9 protein-coding genes are annotated in these 12,810 nt (G+C 58.7%); 5 read left to right on the top strand and 4 right to left on the bottom strand.

Translation table 11 applies throughout. The annotated features are described in order from the left end of the window. Positions 1-126: 126 nt before the first annotated feature. Positions 127-2,274 carry a TonB-dependent siderophore receptor gene (locus tag BM074_RS16405; RefSeq protein WP_091923410.1) on the top strand — a complete coding sequence of 716 codons (2,148 nt, stop codon included), beginning with the start codon at positions 127-129 and terminating at the stop codon, positions 2,272-2,274. A gap of 146 nt (positions 2,275-2,420) precedes the next feature. Beyond that, the gene (locus tag BM074_RS16400) at positions 2,421-3,866 is read left to right on the top strand and encodes a metal-dependent hydrolase family protein (protein ID WP_091923408.1); all 1,446 of its coding nucleotides are present in this window, start codon (positions 2,421-2,423) and stop codon (positions 3,864-3,866) included. 5 nt (positions 3,867-3,871) lie between these two features. Here the strand turns inward: BM074_RS16400 and BM074_RS16395 are convergent, their stop codons facing one another. From BM074_RS16395 to BM074_RS16385, 3 genes are all read right to left on the bottom strand, one after another. Then, a complete protein-coding gene (locus BM074_RS16395) occupies positions 3,872-4,921 on the bottom strand; it encodes an AI-2E family transporter (protein ID WP_244532904.1) in 1,050 nt (349 codons plus the stop codon). 151 nt (positions 4,922-5,072) lie between these two features. After that, the gene (locus tag BM074_RS16390) at positions 5,073-5,564 is read right to left on the bottom strand and encodes a DUF1269 domain-containing protein (RefSeq protein ID WP_027232239.1); all 492 of its coding nucleotides are present in this window, start codon (positions 5,562-5,564) and stop codon (positions 5,073-5,075) included. A gap of 150 nt (positions 5,565-5,714) precedes the next feature. Then, entirely contained in the window at positions 5,715-7,391 is a 1,677-nt protein-coding gene (locus BM074_RS16385) for an alpha/beta hydrolase (protein WP_244532898.1), read from the bottom strand. Between the two features lie 213 nt (positions 7,392-7,604). Between BM074_RS16385 and BM074_RS16380 the strand changes: the two genes are divergently transcribed. Beyond that, positions 7,605-7,916 carry a hypothetical protein gene (locus BM074_RS16380; protein ID WP_027232237.1) on the top strand — a complete coding sequence of 104 codons (312 nt, stop codon included), beginning with the start codon at positions 7,605-7,607 and terminating at the stop codon, positions 7,914-7,916. A gap of 21 nt (positions 7,917-7,937) precedes the next feature. On the opposite strand, the gene gltS is transcribed toward BM074_RS16380, so the two are convergent. Then, positions 7,938-9,131 (bottom strand): sodium/glutamate symporter, encoded by a 1,194-nt coding sequence (gltS, locus tag BM074_RS16375; RefSeq protein WP_027232236.1) that lies wholly within the window; start codon positions 9,129-9,131, stop codon positions 7,938-7,940. A gap of 219 nt (positions 9,132-9,350) precedes the next feature. Between gltS and BM074_RS16370 the strand changes: the two genes are divergently transcribed. Both BM074_RS16370 and repA read left to right on the top strand, forming a co-directional pair. Further along, the gene (locus tag BM074_RS16370) at positions 9,351-11,276 is read left to right on the top strand and encodes an adenylate/guanylate cyclase domain-containing protein (protein WP_175499048.1); all 1,926 of its coding nucleotides are present in this window, start codon (positions 9,351-9,353) and stop codon (positions 11,274-11,276) included. A gap of 254 nt (positions 11,277-11,530) precedes the next feature. After that, positions 11,531-12,808, top strand: coding sequence for a plasmid partitioning protein RepA (gene repA / locus BM074_RS16365; RefSeq protein WP_175499053.1), 1,278 nt, complete (start codon positions 11,531-11,533; stop codon positions 12,806-12,808). Positions 12,809-12,810: the final 2 nt, after the last annotated feature.

Below are 12,810 nucleotides of genomic sequence, written 5' to 3'. Positions count from 1 at the left end.
GGCAAGTTCGGACCAAAACCGTTCAAAAGGCGACAGAAACTTTCAATCCAATTCTTAAAAGTTGATATATATACTCAACTTAATATTATTGCGGTCGGCTCGGCCGTCTATGTCGAAGAGGGTAGAATGCGTGGGGTTTATCGGTCAGCAACCTTTGCCTTGAGCGGCGGGGTTGCGTTGCTCGTTTGTTTCGGATCGCTTGGAGCGAGGGCGCAGAGCACGACCTCCAACATCGAGCTCAATCCGATCGTCATCGACCAGAGCGACGGATCGGCCACCGGACCGGTACAGGGATTCGTTCCCAAGCGCACGACAACCGGCTCCAAGACGAATACGCCGATCGAAGCAATTCCCCAGGCAGTCTCGGTCGTCGGCCGCGAACAGATGGATGATCAGGGCGCGACGAAGATCGACGAGGCGCTGCGCTTTACGAGCGGCGTCTTCACTCAGCCTTTCGGTTCCGACAGCGATACCAACTGGTTCTATATCCGTGGCTTCGACGCTACCCAAAAGGGTACCTTTCTCGATGGCCTTCAGAACTTCGGCTATGGGTTTGGCGGCTTCTTCATCGATTCATGGGGCATCGAGCGCGTCGAAGTCCTCAAGGGACCAGCCTCGGTCCTTTATGGCGGCAGCAATCCGGGCGGTATCGTCAACTTTATCAGCAAGCGGCCGACGGGCGAACGCCTCCGCTATGTCGAAACCGGGATCGACAGCTTCGGCACGGGTTATCTTGGCTTCGACATTGGCGACAAGGCCTCCGACGTCGTCGATTACCGCATCAATGGCAAGATTCAGGGCGGCGACGGTTATACGGATCTCTCACAGGAGTTTCTTGGCGTGATTTCGCCAAGTCTCACGTGGAAACCGGACGAGTCGACCAAATTTACCGTGCTCGCCAACTACACCCACCTTGATGAGACCCATGGCGGCGGCAGCTTCCTGCCGTACTACGGAACAGTCGTCGATGCGCCGTTCGGCAAGATCAAGCGCGACGCCAATTTCACCGAGCCGGGGGTCGACGACTACAATCGCGAACAGGCCGCTATCGGCTACGAATTGGAACACACGTTCGACAATGAATGGACGGTGCGCCAGAACCTTCGATATGGTTACGGCGACGTCCGCGAGCACTCGCTCTATCCGTTCGGATATGTGCCGTTCTCGGAACAGCCGGTCGGCGACAACTACGATTTGTCACGGATCAACTTCCTTCACGACACGACTGTCAACACCTTCATCGTCGACAATCAACTCGAGGGGACGGTGAACACCGGTCCCATCGAACACACGTTGCTCTTCGGCGCCGAATATAAATACTTCAACATCGACCAGATGCAGGCGACGGGTGGTGCGACGCCAATCAGCGCCGTCGATCCGATTTATGGCGCACCGCAGGGTCCGATGTCCACGCCCTATATCGACCAGGTTTTGAAGCGCAACCAGATCGGCATTTACGCACAGGATCAACTGCGTTTTGGCGATGGATGGCTCGTTACCCTCAACGGCCGCTACGACTACGTGAAGACCGAAGCGACCGGCACGCCATCCTATGACGGCAATGACGGCAGCACGAGCGGGCGCGCCGGCATTGCCTATGAGTTCGAAAACGGTCTCACACCCTATGCCAGCGTCTCGACCTTCTTCAGCCCAGAGATCGGTGTCGATGCCAATCTCGATTTCCTGAAGCCAGAGACCGGCCATCAATATGAGGTCGGTGTCAAATACCGCCCGACCATGTTCGATGGTCTGATCACGGCGGCGCTCTTTGATCTGACCAAGGAGAATGTCCTGACCGGTCCTTTCCTGGCGCAATACCAGGTCGGCGAGGTCAATTCGCGCGGCTTTGAAATCGAGGCGCAGGCAAATATCACCGACGCCTGGAGGCTGACCGCGGCATTTACTGCGCTCGACATGGAAGTGAAGGACGATGCGGATGCAGCCTTGATCGGCAAGCGCCCCTACCTCATCCCCGAGATACAGGGCTCGCTCTTTGCGCAATACACATTCCAGACCGGGGTGCTCGAAGGTGTCGCGGTCGGCGGTGGCGTGCGCTATGTCGGCTCGAGCTATGCCGACGCCATGAATACATTGAAGGTTCCGGACGCGACCCTCGTCGACCTCAAAGTTGGTTACAAGAAGGACAATTGGGGCGTCGATCTCAACGTTACCAACCTCTTCGACAAGGATTATGTGTCGGGTTGCCAGGGGCTGCTTGTCTGTTCCTATGGCGAAGGCCGCAAGGCCCTGCTCAAGGCGCATCTGACCTGGTAGCGGATAAGGCCGGCGATGAGCAGTGCTGCAAGCTCCTGTACTGCCCATCATTTATTCGGCCGCACGTGCCGATTTCTTCCATGCATTGGATCTGGCTAGCTGGTATAAGATGACCTCAACCTGAAGTAGTGCAAAGGGGCATCGCAATGCGTCTTGGTGAGAAGTACCAGCACCTCGTTAACGGCGCCGGTTGCGCCTGCCTGTCGCCGGAATTGCAGCAGGTATGCCGCCGCCTGGAAGATCTGACACGCCGCGGATTCTTGACTGCTGTCGCCGCGACAATTGCCGCCGCCGCGACGCCGCGCGGGGCATTCGCCCAGGCCGCCGCACAGCCCGCTAAAGTCCTCTTCCGGCAGTTGAAGCTGTTCGACGGTAAGTCCGACGCCGCGCGAACCGGTGTTCAGGTCCTGATTGAGGGCAACAGGATATCCGCAATCGACACTGGCAATAGCCCGCCGCCCTCAGATACGACTGTCATCGACTGCGGCGACCGGTTGCTGATGCCGGGCCTGATCGATGCCCACTGGCACACGCTCTTTGCGGCCGTGCCCGTCGGCATCGCAACGACCGGCGACCCAGGTGCAATTTTCACGGCATCGACAGCCGAAGCGGAGCGCACCCTGATGCGCGGCTTCACCACAGTGCGCGATGTCGGCGGGCCTGTCTTTACCTTCAAGCAGGCGATCGACAACGGCGTCATACCCGGGCCCCGCATCTTCCCGTCGGGAGCGATGATTACGACCTCCGGCGGTCATGGCGATCTGCGCATGCTTTCGGAAATTCCACGCAATCCGGCCCAGCTTAGCCTGATCGAACAAACCGGCGGCGCCATGATCGCCGATAGTGCCGACGAAGTGCGCATGCGCGTCCGCGAGCAGATGCTGCAGGGTGCGTCCCAGATCAAGCTTGTCGGGGGCGGGGGTGTTTCGTCGCCACGCAGTCCGCTGGACATGTCGACATTCAGTGAGGATGATCTGCGCGCCGGCGTTTCGGTGGCGCGCGACTGGAACACCTATGTAACGGTCCATGCCTACGCGCCGAATACGGTACAGCGGGCCATCAATGCCGGGGCGGCCTGCATCGAGCACGCCCATCTCATGGATGAGGAGACGGCACGCCTGATGGCGGACAAGGGCGTCTGGCTAAGCATCCAGCCGTTTCTCTCGGTGGAGGATTCAGTGCCGCTGACCGGGCCGAGTTTCGACCGGCTGCAGCAGGTCTTCGCCGGTACGCTTACTGCTTACGAACTTGCGAAAAAGCATAACATCAAGACTGCGTGGGGATCCGACATGTTGTTCTCGCCGCAGATGACGGCAAGGCAGGGCACCATGCTCACGCATCTCAGCCGCTGGTACACAAACGCCGAGATCTTGCGCATGGCGACATCGACCAATGCCGAGCTTCTTGCACTCTCCAACCTGCGCAATCCCTATCCTGGCAAGCTTGGCGTGGTGGAAGTGGGCGCGTTCGCCGATATGCTGGTGGTCGATGGCAATCCCCTCGACAACATCAATCTTATGAACGAGCCGGAGAAGCATCTCGCCGTCATCATGAAGGATGGCAGGATTCATAAAAACACCCTGAGCGGATAGCTGCGTCAGGTCGAAGCTTTGTCCGCATCGTCGTCAGAAGGCTTTGCCGACAACAATACCGCAATCCATCTCGCCCCGGGTGACTGTTCACAATAGATGATGAACGCGATCAGGATCGGTACGCCAATGAAAGCACCCGGCACGCCCCACATGAAGCTCCAGAAGAACACCGAGAAAATCACCGCAAAGGGCGAGATCGCCAGGGACGTGCCGATCAATAACGGCTCGAGATAGCTGCCTATCAGGAACTGGATGAGGTTCAACCCGACGAATACCGCCACAGCCATCTGCCACGAATCGAACTGACCTATGGCAAAGAGGGTCGGCAGGAAGGTTGCCACGAACGGCCCGAGGAATGGGATATAGTTCAGCGTAAAGGCGATAGCGCCCCAGGCTGCAGCAAGTTCGAGACCTGCGATCAACGCGAAAGCCCAGACGATCAAGCCAGTCAGGACACTGGCAAAGGTGCGCACAAGCATGAAACGGCGCAGCTTCTTCGAGATTTCGCGGTTGGCGTGAAGCATCCTCATGCCCTGTGGCTGGACGGCAGGAGAGCGAAGCCGCTTGCCGAAAGCCTCGATCTCCAAAAGGCCGAGCATTACGAACACAAAGACAAGCAAGGCAAATCCGGCAAAACTGTTGAGCCGGCCGGCAAGTCCCTGCGTAAAGCCGACGAGCCACGTCACATCGAAACGATCGGCAAGAGGCCCCGCGATAGCAATGCCATGTCCCTCCAGCCAGTCGGTCCAGTGCACGTAGACATCCTGGAACCTGCGGGCATTGACGAACAGCCATTGGCCGAGCTTGCTGAAGCCCCAGGTGACGGACGAACCGACGGCGATGATGATGAAGATCGTTGCCGATACCGTCACAAGCAGAGCAAGCAGTTGCGGAATCCAGCGCTGCAACTTGATCTGCAGCGGGCCGACGAGCGCAATGACGAACAGGGAAAAGACCAGCGGGACAAAGATGGATTGACCAAAGCGCAGAAGCGCGAGTACCAGGATTCCGGTAGCAAGGTAGCCGATCATCGGTTTGGCGTTCTGGACTGTCATGTCTTCGTCAACCCAACCCTTGCCCGGCCTACCCGTTGATTTCTGTTCTTAAAAGTCAGCACTAATACCCGTCAGGGGCGCCCAACGCGCCGCCGACTGCGGCTGGAGAAGCGCGGGGAAACCGCTGATGGCCGTCTCCCGCTTCAAACAGTCACGACGATGCCTTCTGCAAAGCGTCGCGCAGGACCTGTTCCTTGCTCTCGTCGAGTGAGGTCTTGAGAACGACGCCGCCAAAGTGCGAAATGTCCTTGAGGACCTTGTCAGCCGTCATCGACTGGACCAGTACGAACAAGGCGGCATTACCGGGCTGGATGCTTGCCGCGAGATCCTTCATGAAGTTGTCGTTGATGCCAACATCCGTCAACGCTCCGCCGAGCGCACCTGATGCCGCGCCCACGGCGGCGCCGATCAGCGGATTGAGGAAGAGGACGCCAATGAGCAGACCCCAGAAGCTGCCCGATACGGCACCGGCCGCGGTCGTGCTGACCATCTGGTTCAGCTTGACCTTGCCGGCGTCGGTCTTGGTCGCGATTACCGCATCGCCGAGCGTAATGAGATATTCCTTCTGGAGCTCAAGAAGGCGATTGCGCACTTCCTCGGCTTTTTCTTCGGTGGGATAGACGATCACAATTAGATCAGACATGTTGCCTCCAAATTTCACAAAGGTATGAACGCCGTAGCGCACTGGAAAAACTATATCTTGCTCGGCGCGCGCAAGAGATTAGCAATAAATCCCAAGGCCATGCATCGCGTTTCTTTTTCCATCGACACGTCACCGCATTTGCCCGATTGATCAATCACTTGCTGGCGGATTATCAGCGCTGCGCGACCGTTTGATGAAAAATGTCTTCAGCCGAGCAAGATCTTCAGACGTCACACCCTGCGGATCGGTCACGGCCATCCAGCCGTCGATATAGTGTTCAGGGGCATAGACGTGGCCATATCCCATGGGAGAGGTCGTCGCGATAGCCATGTCGAACAGCAGTTGCAGCATGGTCACGCCCGGAATCCAGCGCAGGCTCGGTGAGACATCAGGACCGCGTGGGTTTTGCATCCAGGCGGGTTCGCGGTAGAGCGCGTGGAAATCGAAGAAGGTCACCGGGTCGCTGGCATATTGCAGATAGACGATGCGAAGCGGGCCCCAGACGGCGTCAGGAATGTTCAGTGCATTGTCCTGGTTGGTAAACCGGATGACCGATCCATCGCGGAACCGCGGCAGCCATGCCGGCGAGCCGGGATTGCGATCCGCCGTGACTGAGTTCCAGATGCGGCTCTGGAAGGGCGGTCCACTCCACAGGGCGCCCTGAAACGGGTCGCCAATAATATCGTAGAGGTGGGCCGAAAGTTCGGAGTTCATGGCGCCGAGGCTGAGGCCATAAAGATAGAGTTTCGGCCGGTGGTCACGCGGCAGCGTCGTCCAGTAGCGATAAACTTCGCGAAACAGCGCCTGCCCGGCCTCGGCTCCGTAGCCCGGTTCAACGAGCAGCGACAACCAGCTGCTGAGGTAGGAATACTGCATGGCGACGCTGGCGATATCGCCGTGGTGAACGTATTCGACTGTATCGATGCCCTCGGGATCGACCCAACCCGTTCCCGTCGGAACGATGACGAGCAAGGCCGATCGTTCGAAGCCGCCGTTCCGCTTGAGTTCCTGAAGGGCAAGATGCGCCCGTTCATCGACGGTTTCCGCAGCGTTCAGCCCGACATATACCCTAACGGGGTCAAGTGCTTTTGCGTTGAAAAAACTGCCGATCTCGGCACCCGTGGGTCCCGTCGCGATGAAGGCGCGCCCTTGCCGTCCGAGATTCTGCCAGTCGAGAAGCGAGCCGGGGCCCCCGGGTTTGTTCGGATCCGCCGGAGGCGCCGAACCGTCATCGATGCGGGCGTCGAGCTCACGAAAGGACGTATCGACCATGCGCAGGACGCCCTTGAACAAGATGCCCTGTGCCACTGACCAGAAGAGGATAATAGCGAGCACGCCGCCAACCAGGTTTGAAATGCGTCGCGGTACCAGCCGGTTCAGCCAGCGGGAAAACAGGCGGAATGTTTGCCGGAAGAGGCGCGCCAGCATGATCATAACGAGGAATATAACGAGTGCGATGATGGCAAGTTCGATCGGCTCGACGCTCTCGACCGGCCCGAGCCCCATGAGCCCGCGCACCGTGTTCTGCCATCCCGCGGCCTTCCACAGGAAAACGCCTGCGGTGCCGATGCAGACAATGATCGCTATCCAGTTGGCGGCGCGCTGAACGCGGGCACGGGGCACCGGGATTTCCAGATAACGCCAGAGCCAGACGCAGGCGACGCCGACACCGTATCCGAGCGCAGCGCAAAACCCCGAGAGCGCCCCCTGGACGAGATACGAACGCGGCATGAGGCTGGGCGTCAGCGACGCCGCAAAGAACAGGATGCCAACCAGAAGACCGATCGCGGAAAACGACTTCGCCAATACTGCCAGGTAAGCTTTCACACCGGTTTTCCCCCGACCGACTTCGCCGACTCGTTATCTCGTTGAATAGTGGTAGCAATTCCGTTTGCTGTCACGCTGATATTAACCACCCGATCGCTCATCGCGCCAATTCCAAAGCAATTGTTTTGCTTTTCGACGCTTCTGGTCCCAAAGTTGTCCGGCCGGCATCATCGCCGCTGATTGCCTCGAATACCGCCTATCCGGGAGCTCATCATGCGCCAATCTTTCGTCTCGCTTGCCGTGGCCTGCGGCATACTGCTTTCGCCCGTTGCGCTGCCAAGCGAGGCGAGTGCCACCACCGTATCCGTCACCATTGGTACGAGCGTCAGCAATGGTCGTGGAATTTCCTGCAGCGAAGGAGAACGGCGGCTCCGCAGCCGCGGCTTTCGCGATGTCCGGCGCATCGATTGCCGTGGCCGCTTTTTTGTCTATCGCGCCTGGCGCGGCAGCAACCGCTTCGAGGTTGCGCTGAGGCAACGTGATGGCCGCATCGTAGACATGCGCCGCATCAGCAGCAGGCGTTGATCGGTTCATCGCACCGCCCAGTCAATTGACGAAGAGGCCGATCGCGAAGGCATTCGCTATATCGATGAAAAATGCCGACACGAGCGGCAGGATGATGAAGGCCATGGGCGCAGCGCCGTGGAGCTTGGTGATGGCGGTCATGTTGGCGATGGCAGTCGGCGTCGCCCCAAGGCTTATGCCGCTGAAGCCGCCGGCAATCACCGCGGCATCATAATTGCCGCCCATCAGGGGGAAGACTGCAAAGAGTATATAGGCGATCGCCGCGATCGTCTGGAGTGCCAGCACCAGAAGCAGCGAAGGACCGAGCCCGCCCAGCGTCCAGAGTTGCATGCTCATGAGCGACATTGCGAGGAAGATGCTGAGTGAGAGGTCGGAGACGAGCGCCAGCGCGCGCGTTCGCGTCGGCCAGAACAGGTTCGGCATGATCCGCGGCACGATATTGGTCAAGACGATTGCTGACAGAAGGCAGGCAACGAAGAGTGGCAGACGAAAGCCAAGATCCTCCAGGAGTTCGTCAACTGCGTAACCAATAAGGACGGCGACGTTAAGGACGAGGATCGTACGCAGTAGCGTGATGTGATTGAGATCATCTTCCGGGGCCGTGTTCGGCAACCCGATCGACGGGGCAGCGTCCGGTCCCTTCAGCCCATACCGCGCAATCAGAAGACCGGCGACAGGACCACCTATCAAGCTCGCAATGACAAGACCGAGTGTCGCTGCCGCCACACCGATCTCCATAGCATTGGTGAGCCCGAAACGCTCAACGAGAATGGGCGCCCAAGCGATGGTCGTGCCGTGTCCGCCAATCAGCGAAGCTGAACCGATGAGAACGGTAATGCCTTCAGGCAAACCCAGTGCGGCCGCGCTTCCAGCGGCAATGAGATTTTGGATGACGAGGTAGACAAGCGTCAAACCGAGCAGGACAAGAAGCGGCTTGCCGCCTGCAATCAAGTCGGCAAGGCGTGCGTTGAGACCGATACCGGTAAAAAAGTAGAGGAGCAGAAGGTCTCTTGCCGCCAGATCAAACGAAATCGCAATACCCAGAACGCGGTAGGCAAGAAGCGTCACCAGTGCCGCGAGCAGACCACCGGTCACGGCTTCAGGGATGTTCCATCGCCGCAATGCCGCGATGCGGCCATTGAGACCAGCGCCGATAAAGAAAACGACAATTGCTATTGTCAGACTGACAAAACCTGGGAACTCGATATTTTGCATGGGGGATCGGACCTCATCGGGAGTTGGGCCTGTGGCGCACCTGCACGGTACCATGTTGCCAGTCTCCGAAATCCTCGGCAAATGCATGTTGCACCGATAAGTTGCAGAAACGGGGCAGTTGCTTCTATCATAGGTAATTCGCGAACATCGTGGTCGTGCCAGAATATGAAATCGTCTTCTCGATCGTTTTGGACACGGCCCCTTCGAGTCCATCTCGGAGTGATCATTGTACTGCTGCTTATCGGCGTGTCAGCGCCGCTGCTGTGGCTCGGGTTCGACCGGGCACGGCAGGCTGCTCTTGCTGCGATCGACGAGCAGATGGCCTCGCTTTCCGAACGTATCGTTGACCATTATCGGGTGCTGTTCTCCGATAAACTGGCGTTTGTGGGCCTTGTTGGAGTCCTCGACTCATTTCGTGCGCCGCCCCCCGACCAGCTTGCAGAAAAGATTGAATTCTTAGCTGAAGCTGCGCTCCTTGCACCGGATCTCGACAGTTTGCAGGTTGGCTATCCCGACGGATCGTTCATTCGAGCCTTCAACTTCCACAAGGACGAGCAGTCGCGGGCGAACTTGAAGCCCCCGGAAAACGCAACAGTTGCCATTCAGATCATCGCTCCCGGCAATGGCGGCCACCCCACGTCGACCTGGCGTTTCCTCGACGAGAAACGCCGCCTTCTTGAGATCCGCGACCCGGTGATCGCGGACTACGATCCGCGCCAGCGCCCTTGGTACAAGGCGGCAATCGCCGCTGCCGGCAATGTGGTGAGCCCAATATATGCGATGCCACTAACCGGCAATCAGGTGAAGACCTTCGCTGTTGGCCACGCATCGGATCCGAGCGTCGTCGTCGCCGCCAATATCCGGCTTGGCAGCATCGCCGATTTCCTGGCTGACGAACGCATCTCGCCCCGCTCGACCGCTTATGTTTTCGATACGGACGGCAAGCTCATTGTTCATTCCGACACCCGGATAATGAATCGCCTTCTGGCGAGCGCCGAGGGCGGCGCCGTTCCGGATGTTTCTGCGCTTGCAACGCTCGACCCGCTGCTCCCAACGTTGATGCAGACGATTGGAAGCGGGAAAAGAAAGGGTGCGACCACATTCAGCACGGGTAACGAGACCTATGTGATGCTCTTCGTTCCAGTCGATTTCACCTCTGTCTTGAAAGGCAGCACGATCGTGGTGGCGGCGCCACAGTCCGATTTTACCACTGAAACCAACGTGCTCCTGCGGCGGGGGTTGTTGACGGCATTGGCCGTTCTGGCCATCGGCCTTGCCATGGCCATCCTCGTCTCGCGGATGATCAGTGCATCGCTGACCAAACTCACTGGCCAGGCCCTGCGGTTGAAGGATTTGGATTTTGCTCCCGTCAAACCGATCCGCTCTCGAATCTCCGAAATCGGGTCACTCGCATCGGCTCTCGCCTCGGCACGCGCGGCCATTGCCACTTTCGGCCTCTACGTGCCGAAGGAACTTGTCCGCCGCGTCGTTGAGTCGGACCTGCTTGGCGATCGGAGCGCCACGCGCCAGGTGGTGACGGTGCTGTTCACTGACATACGCGACTTCACGACCCTCTCCGAAAGTAACGAACCGGAAATGGTGGTGGCGCTCCTTTCCGATTATTTCGACCTCATAAGCCGGGGTGTGCGCGAGAACCACGGGACCATTATCCAATTTCTCGGCGATTCGGTCTACGCCATGTGGAACGCGCCCGTCGCCGATGAGGATCACGCGGCTAACGCCTGCCGCTGCGCCTTGCGGTTGAAAGCCGACCTCGATGTGTTCAATTCTCGCCAACGCGAAGCCGGCTCCCCGGAGTTCGTCACGCGTTTCGGTATTCACACTGGCGCTGCGGTTGTCGGTAACGTCGGTGCGGAGGACCGGCTGCAATACACGGGCATGGGCGATACAGTAAACGTCGCATCGCGGCTCGAGGGCCTCAACAAGGAGTTCGGTACGCTTATCCTGGTGAGCAGCCATACTGTAGAAGCCTGCGCCGACCGATTTGTCTTCCGGTCACTCGGCGCACGCGCGGTGAAAGGGCGCAAGGGTGCGCTCGACGTGTTTGAACTCGTTGGGTTGCGCACGGAAAATTGTCCGGCAGGATTGGATAAGGGGTCCGAGACACGGTCCGCGCCAAAGTAGCTTCACGCTGCAGAAATGGTTAATTTGCGTTAACTATAAAGTTCTTGACGCGACTCGGTTCTTTCCCCAGTTTGGTTACGGTTTTTAGGGGTATCCAGTTAGTTTAACGTTAGAAGAATGTGGCGGTGTTAGTGCCGCAAAGCAGCGTTAAATTGTTGTCCGGCGTTACCCCTTTGGTTTTTCTATCGAATCGGCGCATGGTTTTCCTGCATCGAGGCGATTTGGCTTAGACGATGCAGGATAAATACGTGAACATGATGAACGCGGTACAGACAGGACCACAGGACAGCGCGCAACCGGCGAGCGCTGCATCTTTGTCTGCTACCCTCTCCGCCGACCGGGCGATTGCCGCCGATGCCGAAATGCTGTCGGCGCAGCTGCAGGCGATGCGCAATCGTTTGTTTCCGCCGACGGCGCAAAAGACCTTACGCAAATTCACCAGTGGCGAGGCTGCGAGGCTGATCGGCGTGTCGGACGGCTATCTGCGCCAGCTCTCGCTTGCCGGGGAGGGCCCACAGCCCGAAACCGGTAGCGGCGGCCGCAGGCTTTATTCCCTCGCCGAGATCAACGCATTACGGCGTCACCTCGCCGAGGCCGGCGGCGCCAAGGCGAAAACCTACCTGCCGCATCGCGATCCGAAGGCGGGCGAGCATATGCAGGTGATTGCCGTCACCAACTTCAAGGGTGGGTCCGGCAAGACAACGACCAGCGCTCACCTTGCCCAGTACCTGGCAATGTCCGGTTTGCGCGTGCTTGCGGTCGATCTCGATCCGCAGGCGTCGATGTCCGCATTGTTTGGTTATCAGCCCGAACTTGACCTGACTGGAAATGACACGCTCTACGGCGCGATCCGCTATGATGGCGACCGCCGCCATTTGCGGGACATTATCTGCAAGACCTATTTTGACGGCCTCGATCTCGTGCCGGGCAATCTTGAACTCCAGGAATTCGAGCACACGACCCCGCAAATGCTGGCCGATCGCCAGCACGGAACGCACCAGAGCGTCGAGCAGCAACTGTTTTTCGCTCGAGTTCAGGCGGCATTGGACACGGTCTCCGATGACTACGATGTCGTCGTTATCGACTGCCCGCCGCAGTTGGGGTTCCTGACGCTCTCGGCGCTTTGTGCCGCGACCTCGGTTCTGGTTACGGTGCATCCGCAAATGCTGGATGTTGCGTCAATGAGCCAGTTTCTCTTCATGACCGCAGATCTTCTCGCAGTTGTCCGCGAAGCGGGCGGTGAATTGAACTTCGATTTCATGCGTTATCTGATCACCCGTTTTGAGCCGAACGATGCACCACAGCAGCAGATTGCAGGCTTCCTGCGCTCGCTTTTCGGCGACCGGGTGCTGACGTCGTCCGTGGTGAAGTCGACCGCGTTCTCCGATGCGGGCCTGACCAAGCAAACGCTGTACGAAGTGTCGCGCGACAGCTTTACCCGCGCCACCTACGACCGTGCGATTGAGTCGCTCACATCCGTCAATGCCGAGATTGAGGGCCTGATCGCCAAGGCCTGGAACAGGCCAGGGTGAGG

Origin of the sequence: Phyllobacterium sp. CL33Tsu (genome assembly GCF_900113985.1) — a bacterium.
GTDB lineage: Bacteria > Pseudomonadota > Alphaproteobacteria > Rhizobiales > Rhizobiaceae > Phyllobacterium > Phyllobacterium pellucidum.
This window is presented reverse-complemented; position numbering and strand designations above follow the sequence as displayed.